At 71.8% G+C, this 19,275-nt stretch carries 14 protein-coding genes and 1 rRNA gene; 8 read left to right on the top strand and 7 right to left on the bottom strand.

Annotated features, from left to right (window positions below; all coding sequences use genetic code 11):
* On the bottom strand, positions 1–505 hold a 505-nt coding region (locus ABD331_RS59975), incomplete at its 3' end, for an aldehyde dehydrogenase family protein (RefSeq protein ID WP_344496456.1).
* Complete coding sequence (locus tag ABD331_RS59980; protein ID WP_344496458.1) at positions 502–1,782, bottom strand: aspartate aminotransferase family protein; 1,281 nt, start codon at positions 1,780–1,782, stop codon at positions 502–504. The genes ABD331_RS59975 and ABD331_RS59980, both read right to left, overlap by 4 nt.
* A 138-nt stretch (positions 1,783–1,920) precedes the next feature.
* Between ABD331_RS59980 and ABD331_RS59985 the strand changes: the two genes are divergently transcribed.
* Positions 1,921–4,095 (top strand): NACHT domain-containing protein, encoded by a 2,175-nt coding sequence (locus tag ABD331_RS59985; RefSeq protein WP_344496460.1) that lies wholly within the window; start codon positions 1,921–1,923, stop codon positions 4,093–4,095.
* On the opposite strand, the gene ABD331_RS59990 is transcribed toward ABD331_RS59985, so the two are convergent.
* On the bottom strand, positions 4,040–5,488 hold the full coding sequence (locus ABD331_RS59990; protein ID WP_344496462.1) for an MFS transporter: 1,449 nt from the start codon (positions 5,486–5,488) through the stop codon (positions 4,040–4,042). The two genes, ABD331_RS59985 and ABD331_RS59990, sit on opposite strands and share 56 nt — an antisense overlap.
* Before the next feature lie 55 nt (positions 5,489–5,543).
* On the opposite strand from ABD331_RS59990, the gene ABD331_RS59995 reads away from it, so the two are divergent.
* The 5 genes from ABD331_RS59995 (at position 5,544) to ABD331_RS60015 (ending at position 11,045) form a co-directional block, all read left to right on the top strand.
* Positions 5,544–6,245, top strand: a complete 702-nt coding sequence (locus tag ABD331_RS59995) for a TetR/AcrR family transcriptional regulator (RefSeq protein WP_344496464.1) — start codon at positions 5,544–5,546, stop codon at positions 6,243–6,245.
* A 13-nt stretch (positions 6,246–6,258) separates the two neighbouring features.
* Positions 6,259–7,887 carry an AMP-binding protein gene (locus ABD331_RS60000; protein ID WP_344496466.1) on the top strand — a complete coding sequence of 543 codons (1,629 nt, stop codon included), beginning with the start codon at positions 6,259–6,261 and terminating at the stop codon, positions 7,885–7,887.
* Between the two features lie 66 nt (positions 7,888–7,953).
* On the top strand, positions 7,954–9,570 hold the full coding sequence (locus ABD331_RS60005; RefSeq protein ID WP_344496468.1) for a PucR family transcriptional regulator: 1,617 nt from the start codon (positions 7,954–7,956) through the stop codon (positions 9,568–9,570).
* Positions 9,571–9,603: 33 nt separating this feature from the next.
* Complete coding sequence (locus ABD331_RS60010) at positions 9,604–9,963, top strand: cupin domain-containing protein (RefSeq protein ID WP_344496470.1); 360 nt, start codon at positions 9,604–9,606, stop codon at positions 9,961–9,963.
* Positions 9,964–10,016: 53 nt separating this feature from the next.
* On the top strand, positions 10,017–11,045 hold the full coding sequence (locus ABD331_RS60015) for a methyltransferase (RefSeq protein ID WP_344496472.1): 1,029 nt from the start codon (positions 10,017–10,019) through the stop codon (positions 11,043–11,045).
* A 6-nt stretch (positions 11,046–11,051) separates the two neighbouring features.
* Here the strand turns inward: ABD331_RS60015 and trpS are convergent, their stop codons facing one another.
* The gene (gene trpS / locus ABD331_RS60020) at positions 11,052–12,014 is read right to left on the bottom strand and encodes a tryptophan--tRNA ligase (RefSeq protein ID WP_344496474.1); all 963 of its coding nucleotides are present in this window, start codon (positions 12,012–12,014) and stop codon (positions 11,052–11,054) included.
* Positions 12,015–12,276: 262 nt separating this feature from the next.
* On the opposite strand from trpS, the gene ABD331_RS60025 reads away from it, so the two are divergent.
* The gene (locus ABD331_RS60025; protein ID WP_344496476.1) at positions 12,277–13,746 is read left to right on the top strand and encodes a phosphodiester glycosidase family protein; all 1,470 of its coding nucleotides are present in this window, start codon (positions 12,277–12,279) and stop codon (positions 13,744–13,746) included.
* A 188-nt stretch (positions 13,747–13,934) separates the two neighbouring features.
* Here the strand turns inward: ABD331_RS60025 and ABD331_RS60030 are convergent, their stop codons facing one another.
* On the bottom strand, positions 13,935–14,390 hold the full coding sequence (locus ABD331_RS60030) for an Lrp/AsnC family transcriptional regulator (protein ID WP_344496478.1): 456 nt from the start codon (positions 14,388–14,390) through the stop codon (positions 13,935–13,937).
* Positions 14,391–14,488: 98 nt separating this feature from the next.
* Between ABD331_RS60030 and ABD331_RS60035 the strand changes: the two genes are divergently transcribed.
* On the top strand, positions 14,489–15,118 hold the full coding sequence (locus ABD331_RS60035; protein ID WP_344496480.1) for a LysE family translocator: 630 nt from the start codon (positions 14,489–14,491) through the stop codon (positions 15,116–15,118).
* 103 nt (positions 15,119–15,221) lie between these two features.
* Here the strand turns inward: ABD331_RS60035 and fxsT are convergent, their stop codons facing one another.
* Positions 15,222–18,269 carry an FxSxx-COOH system tetratricopeptide repeat protein gene (fxsT, locus tag ABD331_RS60040; protein WP_344496482.1) on the bottom strand — a complete coding sequence of 1,016 codons (3,048 nt, stop codon included), beginning with the start codon at positions 18,267–18,269 and terminating at the stop codon, positions 15,222–15,224.
* A gap of 888 nt (positions 18,270–19,157) precedes the next feature.
* A 5S ribosomal RNA gene (rrf, locus tag ABD331_RS60045) occupies positions 19,158–19,274 on the bottom strand.
* Position 19,275 lies beyond the last annotated feature (1 nt).

Consider the following 19,275-nt stretch of genomic DNA (forward strand, 5'->3'; position numbering starts at 1 on the left):
CGTTCCCGCACGCGATCGCGATCGGGAACATCCACATCGGCACCATCGCCGGGAAGTTGAACGGCGTGATCCCGGCCACCACCCCCAGCGGCTGCCGGATCGAGTAGGAGTCCACCCGGGTCGAGACACCCTCGGAGTAACCGCCCTTCAGCAGGTGCGGGATGCCGCAGGCGAACTCCACCACCTCCAGCCCCCGGGCCACCTCACCCAGCGCGTCGGAATGCACCTTGCCGTGCTCGGCGGAGATCAGCGCGGCCAGCTCGTCGCGGTGGGCGTACATCAGCTCACGGAAGCGGAACAACACCCCGGCCCGCTTCGTCAGCGACGCGTCCCGCCACGCGGGGAACGCCGCGACAGCCGCCGCCACGGCGGCGTCCACGTCGCCGGCCGAGGCCAGCGCGACGGAGCCGCTCACCTCGCCGGTGGCCGGGTTGAACAGCTCCGCGGCCCGGGCGGCGTCGCCGTCCGCGAGAGCCCCGTTGATCCAGTGCTTGACGGACTTCACTGCGCCGCAGCCTCCGCGTCGATCGTCTCGAGGGCGGTGACGATGATCCCGAGGCCCTCGGTGGCCTCGTCCACGGAGAGCGTGAGGGGCGGGGCCATGCGGATGGCGGTGCCGTACAGGCCGCCCTTGCCCGCCAGCAGGCCGGCCCGCTTGGTCAGCTCCATGAAGCGGGCCGCCTGGGCGGGGCTCTGCAGCTCGACGGCGAACATCAGGCCCTTGCCGCGCACGTCCGTGACGACGGACAGGCGCTTGGCGGCCTCCTTGAGGCCGCCGATGATGATCTCTCCGGTACGCGCGGCGTTGGCCTGGAGGTCGTGGTCGAGCACGTAGTCGAGGGTGGCGTTGGCGGCGGCCATCGAGATGGGGTTGCCGCCGAACGTGGACAGGCCGACGGCGTGCGGCGCGTCCATGAGGTCGCCGCGCGCGACGATGCCGCCGACCGCGAAGCCGTTCCCGAGCCCCTTCGCGAACGTGATCATGTCGGGGGTCACGCCGTGGTTCTGGATGCCGAAGAACGCGCTGCCGGTCCGGCCCCAGCCGGTCTGCACCTCGTCCGAGACGAACAGGATGCCCTGCTCGTCCAGCACCTCCTTGTACGCGGCGAACAGCCCGTCGGGGGCCATCGTGAAGCCGCCCACGCCCTGGATCGGCTCGGCGATCAGCGCCGCCACGTCGTTGGAGACGGACGTGGCCAGCACGTGGCGCAGGTCGTCCACGCACGCCTGGATGTAGTCGGCGTCCGACAGGCCCTTGAACTGGGTCAGGTGCCGGTCGGCGCCGTGCAGGAAGTGCACGTTCAGCGGGGAGAGCGAGTTGTTCTTCCAGGAGCGGTTGGAGGTGACGCTGATCGCGCCGAAGCTGCGGCCGTGGTAGCTCTGGCGCATGGCCAGCACCTGGTCGCTCTTGCGCGCGTAGGTGGCCAGCAGCAGCGCGGTCTCGTTGGCCTCGGTGCCGGAGTTGGTGAAGAAGACCTTGGCGTCGGGGATGCCGGACAGGCGCGCGATCTTCTCGGCCAGCTCGACCTGGCCGCGCAGCAGGTAGACGGTGCTGGTGTGCACCACGCCGGTGGCGAGCTGCCGCTCGACGGCCTCGCGGACCTCGGGGACGTCGTACCCGATCATGTTGGTCAGGATCCCGGCGAAGAAGTCGAGGTAGCTCTTGCCGTCCGCGTCGATGACACGGTTGCCCTTGCCGCTGACGATCTCGATGGGGTCGTTGTAGTTGAGGGCCAACCAGTTCGGCATGACTGCCCGGTGGCGCGCGAGAAGCTCCGACATGTTACCGAGTATCCCTTTTCGGTCCAGTGCCTCCTACCTGCAAGGTGTCGGCGAGGAGGCGACTTGCCTTACATGATGTCACGGCGCCTGTCTGCGTGAGGCTTCCCATGAGCACGGAGGGCACGCCAACATGTCGGCGTGCCACGCAAACTCCTGGCCGGGCCGGCCATCGCGGTGATCGTCGCCTCGATCGTCCTCGCCTGGTCCTCCTCCGGCGGGCTGGAGGCCGCGAGCTGGGTGGCGGCGGTGATCGGCGCCGCGGCGGTGGTCGCGGCGATCGTCGGGTGGGCGCGGCGCGGGCCCGCGCTCACCGTGTCGACGCCTGAGCAGGTGGAGGCCGCTCAGCAACTGCTGGCCGATCGGGTGCTGCGGCAGTGGGAGGAGGAGGCGAAGGTGCGCGGCCTGTTCACCCCCGCGCCGCTGGCGGTGCGGTGGCGGCTGAGCGAGCCCGGCCTGATGGACCACGCCCGGCACATCACGAGCGACGAGCGGCTGCACTTCAAGGGCGCCGCCGACCAGGTCGGCGAGATGGTGGCGGCCCTGCGCGGCCTACGGCGCCGGCGCCTGGTGGTGCTCGGCGAGGCGGGCACCGGCAAGACCACGCTGGCCCTGCTGCTCCTGCGCCGCCTGCTGCTCGACCGCGAGCCGGGCGAGCCGGTCCCCGTCCTGCTCACACTGTCCGGCTGGGAGCGGTCGGGCGATCAGTTCTCCTCCTGGCTGGCCCGCAGGCTGGCCAGGGACTACCCGGAGCTGCGCGCCGAGGAGTTCGGCCCCACGGCGGTGAAGGACCTGGTGGAGAGGGGCCGGGTGCTGCCCGTCCTCGACGGCCTGGACGAGCTGCTCGTGCACGAGCGCAACCTGATGGTCCGGGCGCTCAACACGACGCTGACCGATCGGGATGGGTTCGTGCTGACCTGCCGCTCCGCCGAGTTCCGGGAGACCGTCGAGGAGCAGGGCGCCCATGTGCTCAGCGCCGCCGCGGTGATCGAGTCCGAGGAGCTGGTCGCTGGAGAGGTGGTCGGCTACCTCGCCTCGTGCCTGCCGCCGGACCCCGGCGGGAGCTGGCCGGAGCTGCTGCGCCGGCTGGGCGACCCCGATGACGTCCTGTACGGGAGCATCGACACCGCACTGACGGTCTGGCTGATCCGCGTCGGCTACGTCGATCCGGGCGCGGATCCGGCGCGGCTGCTGGAGCTGCCCGACGCCGAGTCCGTGCGGCTGCACCTCCTGGACCACGCGGTGCCCGCGATGGTCGCCGCAGACTCCGCTCTCGGGCCGCTCCGCTCCCGCCGGGCGTGGCCGGTGCGGCGGGTGCGGCGGTGGCTGACCCTGCTCGCCGAGTTCCTGACCTTATGGGAGACCCGCAACCTGGCCTGGTGGGAGCTGCACCGCCTGGCGCCTCGCGGGAAGGTCACGGCCGGACTCGGGCTGGCGGCCGGCCTGCTGGCGGCGGTGTCCGCCGGCGCCGGCTGGTGGGCCTCCGGTGGCGATCCGGGCTCGTCCGCCGCCGTCGGCGCGGGCTTGGGGCTCCTGGTGGGCGCCGTCAGCGGCGTCACCCTGTCCAGGGAGATGGCGGCCGTGTCGCTGGACGACGCCGGCGACATCCTCGAGTACGAGGACTTCGACGAGTTCGAGGTCGGCGAGCTGCGCTCCGGCCTGCTCACCGGCGCCACCCGCGCCTTCGCCGCCTGGGCGGCGCTGAGCGTGCTCGGCGGCGGCGGGCTCTGGGCGAGCGGCCTGCTGGGCGTGTGGCTGGGCGGCGCATCGCCGCTGAGCCTGGCCGACGCGGCGGCCTTCGCCTCGGCGTTCAGCCTGCCCATGCTGCTCGCGGTGCCGCTGGCGATGGCGTTCCTGCTCTGGCTGCACCGGGTGAGCGTGCTGCTGCGCCCCGCCGCCTCGTATCGGGGACAGGGCCTGCTCACGCTCGCGCTGGCGGGCCTGTTCGCCGCCGCGTGCGCGATCACCGGGTGGCTGGGCGCGCTGTTCTTCCGCTCCGAGCTCGACGGCGCGCTGCACGCGGCGGCGGGCGGTGCCGTCGGGGGCATCGCCGTCACCGTGATGGCCGCCGCCGTCTTCGCCTTCGCCAACGTCGCCTGGCCGGCTTTCACCGTCGCCTGCGTGCTGCTCGCGCTCTCCCGCCGGCTGCCGCTGCGGCTGATGGCCTTCCTGCGGGACATGCACCGCGCCGGCATGCTGCGCCAGACAGGGCGGCTCTACCAGTTCCGCCACGCCGCTTTGGAGGACCGCCTGACCGCACCTACACCTTCACCGGCTCCTGGGCCGCAGGTGCCGGAGCGGGACGCAGCACCGTGACGGCGAGCAGCGCCGCCGCCACGCAGAAGACCGCCCCCACCCACGACCCCAGGTGCATCGCCGACGTGAACGCCTGGTTCCCCGCCTCGGCGAAGCCCAGCGTGTGGGCCCCGCCGATCGACTCCCTCGCCAGCGCGGGCAGAGAGGCGGGCATCTCGGAGGTGTACCGGGTGGCCAGCACGCTGCCCAGCACGGCGATGCTGAGCGCCATCCCGACCTGCTGCACGGTGTCGTTGAGCGCGGACCCGACCCCGGCGCGCTCCACGGGGATGGCCCCCATGAGCGAGGTGTAGGCCGCGGGCCCGGCCAGGCCGCCGCCCATCCCCATGATCACCAGCCCGGTGGCCAGCGGCAGGAAGCCGGTGGTGAGCGCCATGACGACGAACCCGCCGGCCATCAGCAGCAGCCCCGCGAACACCAGCACCCGGTTGCTGAGCTTCTTGCCCAGCCCTGCCCCGACGCCGTTGAAGACGGCGGCGGCCACGGCGTAGGGCAGCATGGCCAGGCCCGCCTGCATCTCCCCGTACCCCAGCACGAACTGCAGGTACTGGGTGAGGATCAGCATCACGGCGCCGGCGCCGAACGACATGAGCAGGATGGAGAAGGAGGCGCCGCTGAAGTTGCGGTTGGCGAACAGGAAGAGCGGCAGCATCGGCTCGTCCTGGCGCCGCTCCCAGATCACGAAGGCCGCGAGGGCGGCGACGGCCAGCGCGATGACGGGGATGTTCCACTCCCGCTCGATGATCACGTAGACGGCGGCGGTGAGGCTGGCGATCGACAGCACCACGCCCACCGGGTCGATCTTCCTGCCCTCGCTGCGGGTCTCCGGCATGAGGACGACGGCGGCCACGACGGCGACCGCCGCGATGGGGATGTTGAGCAGGAAGACCGAGCCCCACCAGTAGTGCTCCAGCAGGAAGCCGCCCACGGTGGGCCCGGAGACCAGGCTGATCAGGGCCACGGCGCTCCAGGCGGCCATGGCCTTGCGCCGCTCCTCCTCGTCGAAGACGGTCATCAGGATCGACAGCGTGGACGGCATGACGAGCGCGCCGCCGACGCCCATGAGGCCGCGGGCGGCGATGAGCTGCCAGGGCTCGGTGACGAGCACGGCGAGCAGGGACGCGCCGCCGAAGAAGACCAGGCCGATGATCAGGAAGAGGCGGCGGCCGTACCTGTCGGACAGGCTGCCGGAGGTGAGCAGCAGGCCGGCGAAGGCCAGCACGTAGGCGTCGATGATCCATTGGATGTCGGACGGCGTCGCGCCCATCTCCTGGTTCAGCGAGGGGATCGCCAGATTGAGCACGGTGTTGTCGATGCCGAGGACCAGGAGCGCCAGGCAGAGGACGGCCAGGATCCACCATCGACGGGAGTCTCGTACGGTGTTCGAGTTCACTCGCACAGCGTACGACGACTCTCGAACACTGTGCGAGTGGATTTATTCTTGAGCCATGACAGGCAAGACGTTCTCCTCGGTGTGGCTGCGCGAACCCCGCAAGGCCGCCAGCCCCGGCCGCACCCGGGAGGAGATCGTCAGAGCCGCCGTCGAGCTGCTCAACCAGGAGGGCCTGTCCGGGCTGAGCATGCGCAAGCTCGGCGCGAAGCTGAGCGCCGGCGCCACCAGCCTCTACTGGTACGTCGCCACCAAGGACGAGCTGCTGGAGCTGGTCTACGACGAGGTGTGGGGCGAGATGACGGTCCCCGACCCCGACGAGGTGGGCTGGCGGGAGGCCGCCTCCGTGCTGGCCCACAGCATGCGCCAGGTGATTCTCAGCCACCCGTGGTCGGCCGACCTCATCGGCCGCCTGCCCGCGCTCGGCCCCAACGCGCTGCACGTCGCCAACGAGATGCGCAGGATGTTCAAGCAGGCCGGGTTCACCGGGCTCGACACCGACTACGCCATCGCCACGCTGACCGCCTTCATCTTCGGCATGACGATCCCCGAGATCGCCTGGAACGCCAAGTCGGGCAGCGAGCAGTACGACGCCGAGCAGGTGAAGTCGGCGGTCGCCCAGGTGGCCGAGAGGTACCCGCACATGCGGGAGAGCTTCGAGATGACCGAGGCGGAGGATCCGCGCGTCGTGCGGGAGGTCGCCTTCGACTTCGGGCTCGTGTCGGTGCTCGACGGTCTTGAGCGGCGGCTGCCGACGTAGCAGGATCCACGGCATGAGCGATTTCCGTGCCGCCCGTGACTTCCTGCTCGGGGCCGACGCCGCCACCGCCCGCCGCGAGTTCCGCTGGCCCCGGCTCGGCGCGTTCAACTGGGCGCTCGACTGGTTCGACGGCGTGCTGGCCACCGAGACGCCCGGCGCCGTCGCGCTCAGGATCGTCGGCGACAGCGACGCCACCTACACCTTCGCCGAGCTGTCCGCCCGCTCCAACCAGGTCGCCAACTGGCTGCACGAGCAGGGGGTGCGGCGGGGCGACAGGGTCCTGCTGATGCTGGGCAACCAGGCCGAGCTGTGGGAGTCGCTGCTGGCCGTGATGAAGCTGGGCGCGGTCGTCATCCCCGCCACCACGCTGCTGACCGGCAAGGACATCGTGGAGCGGATCGAGCGCGGGCACGTGTCCCACGTGATCGCCAACGCCTCCGACGCGGGCAAGTTCCCGGCCGGCGCGTACACCAGGATCGCCGTGGGCGACGCCTACAACTGGCTGCCGTACCACGACGCCTACCACGCGCACGACGGCTTCACCCCGGACGAGGCGACACGCGCGGACGACACGCTGCTGCTCTACTTCACCTCCGGCACCACCTCCCAGCCGAAGCTGGTCGAGCACACGCACGCCTCCTACCCTGCCGGGCACCTGTCGACGATGTTCTGGATCGGGGTGCGGCCTGGCGACGTGCACCTGAACGTGTCCTCGCCTGGGTGGGCCAAGCACGCGTGGAGCAACGTGTTCGCCCCGTGGAACGCCGGCGCCACCGTGCTCGTCCACGACTACCGGCGCTTCTCCGCGCCCGCGCTGCTGGAGGTGCTGCGCGAGGAGCGGGTGACCACGTTCTGCGCGCCGCCGACCGTGTGGCGGATGCTCATCCAGGAGGATCTGGCCGCCTGGAAGCTGCCCCTGCGCACGGCGGTGGCCGCCGGCGAGCCGCTCAACCCCGAGATCATCGACCAGGTGGCCAAGGCCTGGGGCCTCACGATCAGGGACGGCTACGGCCAGACCGAGACGACGGCGCAGATCGGCAACGCCCCTGATGAGGCGGTCAGGCCCGGCTCGATGGGGCTGCCGCTGCCCGGCTACGACATCGTGCTGATCGACCCGGTCTCGGGCGAGCAAGGTGATGACGGGGAGATCTGCCTGCCGCTGGACGACCGCCGCCCCCTAGGCCTCATGTCCGGATATGTCGGTGGATCGGCGGAGGCTGTGCGCGACGGCTTCTACCACACGGGCGACGTCGCCACCCGCGACGCCGACGGCTACATCACCTACGTGGGCAGGACCGACGACGTCTTCAAGGCCTCCGACTACCGCATCTCGCCGTTTGAGCTGGAAAGCGTGCTGCTGGAGCACGCCGCCGTCGCCGAGGCCGCCGTGGTGCCCGCGCCCGACCCGGTGCGGCTGGCCGTGCCGAAGGCGTACGTGACGCTCGCTCCCGGCTTCGAGCCGGGCGAGGAGACGGCCCGGTCGATCTTCGAGCACTGCCGCAGGGAGCTGGCTCCGTACAAGCGGGTGCGGCGGCTGGAGTTCGACGAGCTACCGAAGACCATCTCAGGCAAGATCCGCCGCGTTGAGCTGCGCGTACGCGAACCTCAGAGGGAGTACCGCGAGGAGGACCTCAATACATGACAAGGGGCGCAAAGTGTAATTTGACCCTTGGCCGTTCTTACAGGCTGATCGGCTAGGCTCTGCCCCGTGTTGCCCACCATCGCCGACGTCCTCGCCCTGGAGACCGTGCGCCGGGGCAGCCCGCGCGTGGTGGCGGGCGCCGACCGGCTCGACACCAAGGTGCGGTGGGTGCACGTCGGCGAGATCGCCGACATCGCGCACCTGCTGCGCGGCGGGGAGCTGGTGCTGACCACCGGAGTGGCGCTGCCGGAGGACCCGGAGAAGCTCGCCGACTACATCGGCGAGCTGTCCTCTGTGGGGGCCTCCGGGCTGATCGTGGAGCTGGGCCGCAGGTTCGTCCGCGAGCTGCCGCGAGCCGTGGTCAAGTCGGCCGAGGAGCACGGCTTCCCGGTCATCGTGCTGACCCGCGAGACGCCGTTCGTGCAGATCACCGAGTCGGTGCACGAGCGCATCATCGACATCCAGCTCGAGGAGCTGCGCGCCTCCGAGCAGTTGCACGAGGTCTTCACCGAGCTGTCGGTCGAGGGCGCCTCCCCCGCCGAGGTGCTGGCCCAGGTGGCGCGGCTGTCGGGGCGTCCCGTGCTGCTGGAGAACCTCGCGCACCAGGTGCTGGCCGCCGAGTCGGCCGGACGCGACGCGGGCGCCCTGCTGGCGGGGTGGGAGACCAGGTCGCGGGCGGTCGCCCCGGCCGAGCGCACGGCGTACGACCCGGCGTCCGGCTGGCTGGTCACCACGGTCGGCGCGCGCGGGCAGGACTGGGGACGGCTCATCCTGCTCTGCGACGCGGCGCCGTCGCCGCGCGACATGGTGCTGGCCGAGCGCGCCGCCACCACCCTCGCGCTGGGCCGCCTGCTGGAGCGCCACCAGGAGTCCCTGGAACGCCAGGCGCACGGCACGATCATCACCGGCATCCTCACGCACGCCTACGCCGACCCCGACGAGGCCGCCGCCCGCGCCCGCGCGGTGGGCGTGCCGCTCACGGGCCGCAAGCTGATCAGCGTCGTCATCCGGCCCACCGAGCACATCGACCAGGCGCTCGACGGGCAGGCGCAGCTCGGGGAGCTGGCCGAGGCGACCGCCGCCGCCTGCCGCGACGCCCGCCTGCCCGCCCTGGTCGGCGCGCTCGACCAGGAGCGGGTGGGGGTGCTGCTGCCGCTGCCGCCGCGCACCCAGGCCGAGCCCGCGCTGACCTCGCTGGCCGAGCGGCTGCGCATGCTGTGGGGGCCAGGCTCGGCGTTCGTGCTGGCCGCCGGCTCGGTGGTGGAGTCGATCAGGGACGTACGCCGCAGCTTCCTGGAGGCCGAGCAGGTGGCCGACGTGGCGGTCCGCCAGCCGGACGGCCGTCCCTTCTACCGGCTGCCCGACCTGCGCCTGCGCGGCCTGCTGCACCTGCTGCGCGACGACGCGCGGCTGCAGACGTTCGCCGAGCGGGAGCTGGGGCCGCTGCTCGCCCACGACGCACAGCGCGGCGGCGACCTGACCAGGATCCTGCGCGTCTATCTCGACTCGGGCCGCAACAAGGCCGTCGCGGCGCAGAAGGCCCACCTGTCCAGGCCCGCCTTCTACGACCGCCTGCGCCGCCTCGAACGCATCCTCGACACCGATCTGGACGACGTCGAGTCGTGCCTGTCGCTGCACGTGGCGCTACTGGCGCTGGAGTCGTTCCGCCGAGAGAGCCGCTGATGTGCTGGAATGGGCGATATGTCTGATGTGCTGATGCCTGACGTATCCGATCTGAGCCGCATGCTCGCCACCGCAGGAGCCTTCGCCGTGCCCGTCCACGACGTGCGGCTCACCCCCGACGAGCTCGACCCGGCGCAGATCGTCGCGGGCGACCCCGTCACCTCCTCGCTGGAGCTGGGCGGCGGGCGGGGCATCTGGGAGATCACCCCCGGCGTCGTGACGGACGTGGAGCGGGACGAGTTGTTCGTCGTGCTGTCGGGGCGTGCCACGATCGCCGTCGAGGGCGGCACCACGATCGAGGTCGGGCCGGGAGACGTGGGCCTGCTCGCCGAGGGCGCCAGAACCACCTGGATCGTGCACGAGACGCTGCGCAAGGTGTACCAGACGCGTTAGCCCGCGCCTACGTTGCGGCGGTGCACCGCACCGCACGGCCTACGGTCGCAAGTGTGCCCCTCTTCTACAACGCCCTCGAAGCCGCCGCCCACCGGCTGTCGATCGTGCCCCCGATGTTCGACTACTTCGGCGCCATGGGCCTGCACGCGATCGTCGCGGCGGCCAGGACGGGCCTCTTCGACGCCCTGCGCGAACGCCCGTCCACCGGCGCCGAACTCGCCACCGCACTCACCCTCGACCCGCACGCCACCGGCGTCCTGTTACACGCCCTGACCGGCCTCGGCTACCTCCGCGTCAGGAACGGCCGCTACCGCCTGACCCGCACGTCCCGGCGCTGGCTCACCACCGGCTCACCGGCGTCACTGCTGCCCGGCCTGACGTTCTGGGAACGCACCGCCACCACCATCTGGCCCGGCCTGGAGAAGGCGATCCGCGACGGCGCCCCCGCCACCCCGTTCTACGCGTCACTGCAGAACGACCCCGAACTGTCACGCTCGTTCCACGCGTGGACAGCCGCGATGGCGGCCCGCCAGGCGCCGGCCACCGCCCGCGCCATCCCCGTGCCGCGCGCCGCCCGGCGCCTGCTGGACGTGGGCGGCGGGCACGGCCTGTTCAGCCTGGCCCTGCTGCGCCGCCGCCCGCGACTGCACGCCACCGTCATCGACCTGCCGGACGCGCTCGCCTCCGCCGCCGCCCACCCCCGGCTGACGTCGCGGGCCGGCTCGTTCCTGGAGGACGACCTCGGCGGCGGGTACGACGTCGTCCTGCTGTTCAACATCGTGCACGGGCTGAGCGACGAGGAGGCGGGCCTGCTGCTGCGGCGCGTGGCGGCGGCCCTGCGCCCTGGCGGCGTGGTGGTGGTCGGCGACCAGTTCGGCGACAGCCTCATGCCCGGCCGGGCCAGCCGCACCCTCCTGCACCTGCTGGATCTGAACTACCTGGTCGCCGTGGGTGGCCGGGTGCGCGGACTGGACGAGGTGAGCGTCCTGCTGCGGGCGGCGGGCTTCGGCCGCATCCGCCACCGCCGCCCGCTGGGCTCCCCGACGACCGAGCTGGCCATCGCCCACAAGCCCCACCACTAGAAGCCGCTAGAAGCCCATCGCGACCCGCACCTCCTCCAGGGTGCGGACCGCACGCTCGCGGGCCCGCTCGTTCCCCTCCGCCAGGATCCGCCGCGCATCCCCCTCGGTCAGCTCGGCCCGCCGCTTCCTGATCGGCCGCAGGAACTCGTTGACCGCCTCCGTCACCACCCGCTTGAGCGTGACCGCGCCCCCGTCCCCGATCTCCTCGGCCAGCTCCACCGGCGCCCGCCCCAGGCACAGCCCGGCCAGCGTGAGCAGGTTGGCCACCTCGGGCCTGCGCTCCTCCTCGAAGGTGATCAGCCGTTCGGCGTCGGTGCGGGCCTTGCGGATGAGGGCGGCGGTCTCGTCCTCGGTGGCCGACAGGGCGATCGCGTTGCCGCGGCTCTTGCTCATCTTGCCGCCGTCCAGGCCCTTCAGCAGGGGCTGCGCGCCCATCATGGCCTCCGGCAGCGGGAACACCTGGCCGTAACGCTCGTTGAAGCGCCGCGCGACCAGACGAGCCACCTCCAGGTGCGGAAGCTGGTCCCTGCCGACGGGCACCAGCGTGCCCTTGCAGAACAGGATGTCGGCCGCCTGGTGCACGGGGTACGTGAACATGAGGCCGCTCACGGCCGACTGCGTGCTGTGCGCGATCTCGTCCTTCACCGTGGGGTTGCGCCCCAGCTCGGACACCGACACCAGGCTCAGGAACGGCAGCAGAAGCTGGTTCAGCTCGGGGATCGCGCTGTGCTGGAAGATCGTCGCCTTGGCCGGGTCGATGCCGACCGCCAGGTAGTCGAGCAGCAGCTCGGTGGTGTGCCGCCGGATCTCGCCTGGCAGGTCGCGATCGGTGATCACCTGGTAGTCGGCGATCAGCACGTACATGGGATGGAGGTCCTGCAGCAGGACGCGGTTGGCGAGCGAGCCGAAATAGTGGCCCAGGTGCAGCGGCCCGGTGGGGCGGTCACCTGTCAGCACGACGTCGTTCATCGGGTTTCTCCTCCTTCGGGATCATGCCGTCCCTGAAGAGGAGCCCCTTCGCCTGCCGGGCCGTCTCGGGGACGGCCCACGCATGGGAAAATCAGCGGCCGTCTGCGGGCCGCCACCACATGCGCAAGCGATTCATGCTCAAAGGGTACCCGTTTCTTGTGTCGATTCCGTAACCTCTTTACTCCTTTGGCGCGTTCGGCTGCCCCGGAGACCTTGATCTCGCCACTATGGTGCGGTCCCTTTTCCGCCCTCTGGAGAGTTCATGTCTCGACGCACCCTCGCCGGCGGCCTGGCCATAGCCGCGGCGCTTACCCTCACCGCGTTGCCCGCGACAGCGGAGCAGCAGTCGGTGCGGTTCCCGTCGGCGAAGTTCCCGCTGGGCGCCCGGCCCGTGCCGACCAAGACGATGACCACCGTGGCGCAGGGCATCGACCTGTACGACGTGAAGGCAGGCACGTCCACCGACGGTTACACGGTGAGCATCCTGATGCCCAACGGGCGCGACGCCGGGGCGCTCTCGACGGCCGAGACCGTGGCCGCCGAGGTGGAGGCGGCCGGTGAGACGCCCAGCGTGCAGAAGGTGGTGCGGCCCGGCGTGGCCGACGCCCCCTCCCAGACCGTTTACATGGTCCGGGTCGGCCTGTGGTCCTTAAAGGACAAGAAGAAGGCCGACGAGATGGCCAAGAAGCTCAAGGACGCCGGGCTGAAGGTCAAGGTCGACTACCTCGGTGACGACGGGGTCAAGACCACCGGCCCGTGGCAGGTCAAGGTCGCCCTGATCGACGTCAGGACGTTCCGCGGCTCGTACGCCGCCTCGCTCGGCACCAGCGTGGCCAAGCGGGAGACCGTCTCGTCGATGGCCAAGGCCCGCAAGGCGCTGCTCGGCGTCAACGGCGGCTTCTTCAACATCCACACCTCCCCGGCGCTGCGCGGCGAGCCCCTCGGCGCGTCCGTCGTCGGCGGCAAGCTGCTCAGCGAGGCCGTGCCCGGCCGCTCCGCCGTCGTGCTCAAGGGCCGCACCGCCAAGATCACCGAGCTGAAGTCGACCGTCACGGCGATCTCCCAGGACGGCCAGCGGGTCGAGGTCAACGGCATCAACCGGGCCACCACGACCGACGAGCTGGTGCTGTACACGGAGGAGTTCGGCGCCAAGACGCCCACGGGCGGGGTCGACGCCGTCATCGACGCGAACAACAAGGTCGTCGGCCTGCGCGCCTCGGGCGGCGCGGTGACCGCCGGCATGCGGGTGCTGCACGGCAACGGCGTGGCCGCCGACTGGCTGAACGAGCACGCCTGGCAGGACTGGAAGGTCGAGATCGACACCAAGCTGGTCGACCTGCGCACCAAGCGGGCGCTCCAGCTCACCCCTGAGCTGAACGTGATCGCGGGCGGCGTCGGCCTCGTCCGCAACGGCAAGGTCAAGATCACCGCCAAGCTGGACGGGCACGACTCGATCAACATGATCCTGCGCCGGCACCCGCGCACCCTCCTCGGCACCACCCGCAACGGCAGCCTGATCCTGGCCACCATCGACGGACGCCAGCCGGGCGTGACGGTGGGGGCCAACTTCGTGGAGGCGGCCCAGTTCATGCGGTGGATGGGCGCCACCCAGGCGATCAACCTGGACGGCGGCGGCTCCACGGCCATGGTCGTCGGCAACAAGGTCGTCAACCGCCCATCGGACGGCGCCGAACGCGCCGTCGGCGACGCCCTCCTGGTGCTGCCCCAGTAGCCGGGCTCGGGCGGGTCACCGGCCACACGCCGCACGACCCGCCCACCTGCCCCGGGGCACCGGACGCGCGCCACATGACCCGCCCACCTATCCCGGGCACAAGACGCGCGCCGTGCGGCTCGCCCGTCTGCCTCGGGGCGGCTTCGGCGCCCAGCTCAGGGGGCGCAACCGCCCCGCGCCGGGTCGGCTCATCTCACCGGCAACCCCACATCCGCCTTCACCGCCTTCATCGCCAGGTGCGACGTCACCTGCGCCACCCCGGGCAGCCCCGACAGCGTCTCGGAGTAGAACCGCTCGTACGCCCCCAGATCCGCCACCGCCACCCGCAGCAGAAAGTCCGGATCCCCGAACAGCCGATACGCCTCCACCACCTCCGGCATCCCCGACACCCGCCGCTCGAACTCGGCCACCGTGTCGTGATCCTCATACCTCATCACCACGGTGACGAACGCCTGGAACCCCCGCCCCACCGCGCCCCCGTCGAGCAGCGCCCGGTACCCGCGGATCACCCCGCTCTCCTCAAGCTGCCGCACCCGCCGCAGGCACGGCGACGGCGTCAACCCCACCCGATCGGCCAGCTCGGTGTTGCTGAGCCGCCCGTCCCGCTGCAGCTCTTGGAGGATCCTGCGGTCAATCGCATCCATGACGCAACATCCTGCCACGCACACCACCCCGTCAGCACAAATCCACCATCGTGTGCCATCCCCGCTCGACTACCGTCGCAAGCACGAGGAGGTACATCATGGACACCGAGCTGCTGCTCCTGTTCCTGGGCATGGATCTGCTGCTGATCTGCACCCCGGGCCCGGACATGCTCTACGTGATGGCCCGCTCCCTCGGCCAGGGCCGCAGGACCGGGCTGACGGCGGTGACGGGCATCTGCTGCGGCTACGCCGTGCACACCGTCCTGGCCGCCGCCGGGCTCGCCGCCGCCCTGCGCGCCGTCCCCGCCGCCCTGCCCGCGATGCGGTACGCCGGCGCCGCCTACCTGATCTTCCTGGCCGTCAGGACGCTCATGTCGCTGCGCTCTCGCACCGGCCCCGCCCTCGACGCGCCGGCCGCCGAGCCGCGCGGCAAGGTGCTGCGGCAGAGCATGCTCACCGCCCTGCTCAACCCGAAGGGGCTGCTGCTCTACCTGTCGCTGATGCCGCAGTTCATCTCCACGGGGACCGGCGTGCCGCTCGGGTTCCAGCTCACGGCGCTCGGCCTGCTGCACGTCGTGAACTGTGCCGCGCTCTACGGCCTGATCGCCGTCGCCACGGCCCGGGCGAGCACCGCCCTGACCGGCACGCCCCAGGCGGCGCGCCGGATCTCGGCGGTCTCGGGCACGCTCCTGCTCGTGGTCGCCGCCGCCACCCTCGGCGCCCACTGAGCACGAACACTCCACCCCACGCTCAGCGCCCACAAGGCACGCACGCTCCCACCTCACACCCGGCACCCGCCAAGCACGATCGCTCCCGCGCCTTCGCCGCCCCCTACGCACGCTCGCTCCAGTAGGCGAGCTGCTCCCTGGTCGTCCGCGTCGCCGGATGATCCGGACCGAGCACGCGTTCCCTGACGGGCAGCAGCACCGCACACTGGTCGCGGGCCGCCCCAGGATCGCCCGCCTGCCCCGTCCAGTAAGCCAGGTTGGCACGCGCGGTCAGCGTGTCGGGATGCTCACCGCCGGACACCTGCTCACGCAGAGGCAGCAGAGCGGTGTACGCGTCCCTGGCCGCCTCCGCGTCCCCCAGCTCGCCGATCCACCGCGCCAGCTCGTGCCGGATCGTCAGCGTGTCGGGATGATCGGCCCCCAGCACCCGCTCCCGCACCCGGAGCAGCCCCGTGTACTGGTCCCTGGCACCCTCGGCGTCACCCGCCTGCCCCGTCCAGTAGGCCAGGTTGTGCCAGGTGATCAGAGTGTCCGGATGCTCGGCCCCCAGCACGCGCTCCCTGATGCGCAGGAGCGCCGCGCACTGGTCGCGCGCCGCCTCGGCGTCACCCGCCTGGCCTGTCCAGTAGGCCAGGTTGTGCCGGGTGGTCAGGGTGTCGGGATGCTCGGCCCCCGAAGCGTGCTCGCGGCGGATGAGCAGCTCCGCGTACTGGTCACGGGCCGAGACGGCGTCGCCCAGCTCGCCGGTCCAGCGGGCCAGCTCGTGCCGGGTGATCAGGGTGGACGGGTGCTGCGGCCCGAGGATGCGCTCCCTGACCGGCAGCAGGGCCGCGTAGTGGTCGCGGGCCGCCGCCGGATCCCCGACCTGCCCCGTCCACTGGGCCAGGTTCGCCCTGGCCATCAGCGTGTCCGGATGGTCGCGCCCCTGGACCCGCTCCCGGATCGGCAGCAGCGCCGCGTACTGGTCGCGGGCCGCCTCCGCGTCCCCCAGCTCGCCCGTCCACCGCGCCAGCTCGTGCCGGATGGTCAGCGTGTCGGGGTGGTCGGGGCCGGACACCCGCTCCCGCACGACGAGCAGGGCCGCGTACTGGTCGCGGGCCGCCTGCGCCTCGCCCAGCTCGCCCGTCCACCGGGCCAGCTCGTGCCGGTTGATGAGCGTGGACGGGTGCTTCGGGCCCTGCACCCGTTCCCTGATCGGCAGCAGCGCCGCGTACTGGTCGCGGGCCGCCGCCGGATCGCCCGCCTGCCCCGTCCACTGGGCCAGGTTGGACCTGGCCGCGAGCGTGTCGGGATGGTCGGGCCCCTGGACGCGTTCCCTGATGGGCACCAGGTCGGCGTACATGTCGCGCGCCGCCGCCGCGTCCCCCAGCTCGCCCGTCCAGCGGGCCAGCTCGTGGCGGATGGTCAGCGTGTTCGGGTGCTCGGGGCCCTGCACCCGTACGCTCACCGGCAGCAGCTCGGCGTACTGCTCCCTGGCCGCGCTCGCGTCGCCCAGCTCGCCCGTCCACCGCGCCAGCTCGTGGCGGATGGTCAGGGTGGTCGGGTGCTCGGCGCCCATCTGGCTCATCCTGATCGGCAGCAGCTCCGCGTACTGCCGCCGCGCCGCAGCCGCGTCCCCCAGCTCGCCCGTCCACCGCGCCAGCTCGTGGCGGGCGGTCAGTGAGGACGGATGCTCGGCCCCCAGCTTCGCGATCAGCGCGTCGCAGATCTCCTGGAACAACGACCTGGCCGTACGGTAGTCGCCGCTCGCCCCCAGGTACTGCGCGGTCTTGTCCATGCCGGGCGAGGTCGGGCTGAGCGCGGCCAGGATGTGCGGCAGGAGCATGGCGTACCGTGGCCAGGCCCGCATCCGGGTCGGATCGTCGGGCAGCACCGACTCCAGGAGCACCGAGGCGGCGTCCCGCCAGCGCTGCTGCTCGTGCGGCGGGAGCTGGTCGAGGGTGACCGCCTGCACCAGGCGATGCACCGACACCGTGCCCTCCATCGGCTGCCCGATCAGGCTGTGGCCGCGCAGCGCGCCCACGGCGGCGGTGATCGCCAGCGGGTCGCGCGGCAGCTCCTGCAACACCGCCACCGCGCTCATCCACGGCCGGAAGTCCCGCACCAGCCGCACCCGCGAGCCCGGCAACCGCCCGTACGCCCGCTGCCGCTGCACGTCGTCGGCGAACAGCTCGCGCGCCGTCCGCCCTTCGAGCTGCGACAACAGCAGATGGTACGGGATGGGCTCGTGCGAGTAGCAGGCCAGCACCCGCAGCAGCGCGATCGCCTGCCGGCTGGTGCCCGCCAGGTTCCTGAACGCGAGCTGCCACGTCGTCGTGATCCGCTCCGCGTACCCCCACGCCTGCCCCTGCGCGAGCAGCCCGGCCCGCTGCTCGTGCAGGAGATCGAGGTACTCGCCCAGGGCCAGCCCGGTCTCCGCCATGAACGCCGCCGCCTGCTCCAGCGCCAGCGGCAGCGCGCCCAGCTCGGCCGCCACGGCCGAGGCCGCCGCCGCGTCCTCCTGCCCAGAACGCGACAGCAGCAGCGCCACCGCCGGCTCCGGCTCCAGCACCGGCAGCTCCAAGCCCTGCTCGCGCGGCCAGTTCCCGGACCGGCTGGTGATCAGCACGTGCCCCGGCCCCGCCGGAGGTAGAAAAGGGCACAGGGCATCAGCCTCCGGCGCGTTGTCGAAGATCAGCAACCAGGGGTCCGTACGGGCGGCCAGCGCGGCGTGCACCTGATCGACGGGGTCGGCCGCGTCCACCGTCTCCCGTAACCCCAGCAGCGCCGCCAGCCGGGCGAACGCGGCCGACAGCACGGCCGGGTCGGCGGCGGGCAGTTGCCAGACGAGCTGGTAGTCCCGCAGGTGCCGGTGGGCGTACTCCAGGGCCAGGCTCGTCTTGCCCACCCCGCCCAGCCCGTGCACGGCCACCACGCACGGCTGCGTCCTGCCGCCGACCAGCCGCTCCCGCAGCTCCGCCACGGTCTCGTCCCTGCCCAGCAGGCCCGGTGGGCGGGGCGGGAGCTGCACCGGGCGGGTGGGCACCTGCGGGCGGGGCGGCAGCCGCACGTCACCGACGACGTCCACGTGCCCGACGTTCACGGCCGTCGCCCTGTCGCCGGTCATCGCCACCCCGGGATTATCACCTCCCACCTCAATGGAACGTTCCATATGCTCACGCTCACGCTCATGCTCACGTTCGCGCTCGTGCTCGCCACACGAGCCATCGCGCTCGCGATCCTGCGCCCCGGACGCTCCCGCCGGCGCCTCACCGCCCCCTGCCGCGCCAGAGCCGCCTGCCACCGCTGCCGCGCCAGAGTCACCCGGAGCTCCTGCCGTTCCGGAACCGCCTTGCACCCCTGCCGCGCCGGAGCCGCCCGCAGCCCCTCCCGTTCCGGAGCCGCCCGCAGCCCCTCCCGTTCCGGAGCCGCCCGCAGCCCCTCCCGTTCCGGAGCCGCCCGCAGCCCCTCCCGTTCCGGAGCCGCCCGCCGCTCCTGCCGTTCCGTAGCCGCCTTGCACCACTGCCATGCCTGGGCCGCCCGTCGCTCCTGGCACGCCGGGGCCACCTGGCAGCCCTGTCGTTCCGGAGCGGCCCGCCAGCGTGCGCCTGCCCGCCCGACCCCTGCCGTACCGGCCCAGCGCACGCTCCTGCCTGGGCATCCTCGCCTCGCCCCGGCGCCGCACCAGGATCAGCACAGCGGCCACGAACAGGCCCAACGCCCCCAAGGCCATGCTGACCAGGCTGTCCTTCTCACCCAGAACCTCTAACAACGAGCCGGGCATGCCATACACGTCAGCGACGAAGTCGGTCACCCCCGCCGTCAGCAGCGTGAGCGAGATCGGGGTGAGCGTCCAGACCAGGAGACGCGGACGCCGGCGGCGAGGCCGTTCCGGCTCGGAGGTCTGGCCTGAAGGGGGAGAAGCCGTCACGCTTCCAGAGTGACCCGAAGATCAGAGGGCCGCCACCGGAACTCCGTCATGCCCGGAAAGCGCCCTATGCACGGGGGAAATGAAAAGAGCCCCGACCGGTGCTGGTCGGGGCTCTTTCCTATAAAGATTGTCCGGCGGTGACCTACTCTCCCACACCCTCCCGAGTGCAGTACCATCGGCGCAGAGAAGCTTAACTTCCGGGTTCGGAATGTAACCGGGTGTTTCCTTCCCGCCATAACCGCCGTAA

The organism is Nonomuraea monospora (genome assembly GCF_039531895.1).
Lineage (GTDB): Bacteria > Actinomycetota > Actinomycetes > Streptosporangiales > Streptosporangiaceae > Nonomuraea > Nonomuraea monospora.

Bases quoted from the DNA above. Each gene is read 5' to 3' on its own strand.
- ABD331_RS60035 (WP_344496480.1), top strand. From the start codon at position 14,489: ATGGACACCGAGCTGCTGCTCCTGTTCCTGGGCATGGATCTGCTGCTG.
- ABD331_RS59980 (WP_344496458.1), bottom strand. From the start codon at position 1,782: ATGTCGGAGCTTCTCGCGCGCCACCGGGCAGTCATGCCGAACTGGTTG.
- fxsT (WP_344496482.1), bottom strand. From the start codon at position 18,269: ATGGAACGTTCCATTGAGGTGGGAGGTGATAATCCCGGGGTGGCGATG.
- ABD331_RS60010 (WP_344496470.1), top strand. From the start codon at position 9,604: ATGCCTGACGTATCCGATCTGAGCCGCATGCTCGCCACCGCAGGAGCC.
- trpS (WP_344496474.1), bottom strand. From the start codon at position 12,014: ATGAACGACGTCGTGCTGACAGGTGACCGCCCCACCGGGCCGCTGCAC.
- ABD331_RS60025 (WP_344496476.1), top strand. From the start codon at position 12,277: ATGTCTCGACGCACCCTCGCCGGCGGCCTGGCCATAGCCGCGGCGCTT.
- ABD331_RS59995 (WP_344496464.1), top strand. From the start codon at position 5,544: ATGACAGGCAAGACGTTCTCCTCGGTGTGGCTGCGCGAACCCCGCAAG.
- ABD331_RS60000 (WP_344496466.1), top strand. From the start codon at position 6,259: ATGAGCGATTTCCGTGCCGCCCGTGACTTCCTGCTCGGGGCCGACGCC.
- ABD331_RS60030 (WP_344496478.1), bottom strand. From the start codon at position 14,390: ATGGATGCGATTGACCGCAGGATCCTCCAAGAGCTGCAGCGGGACGGG.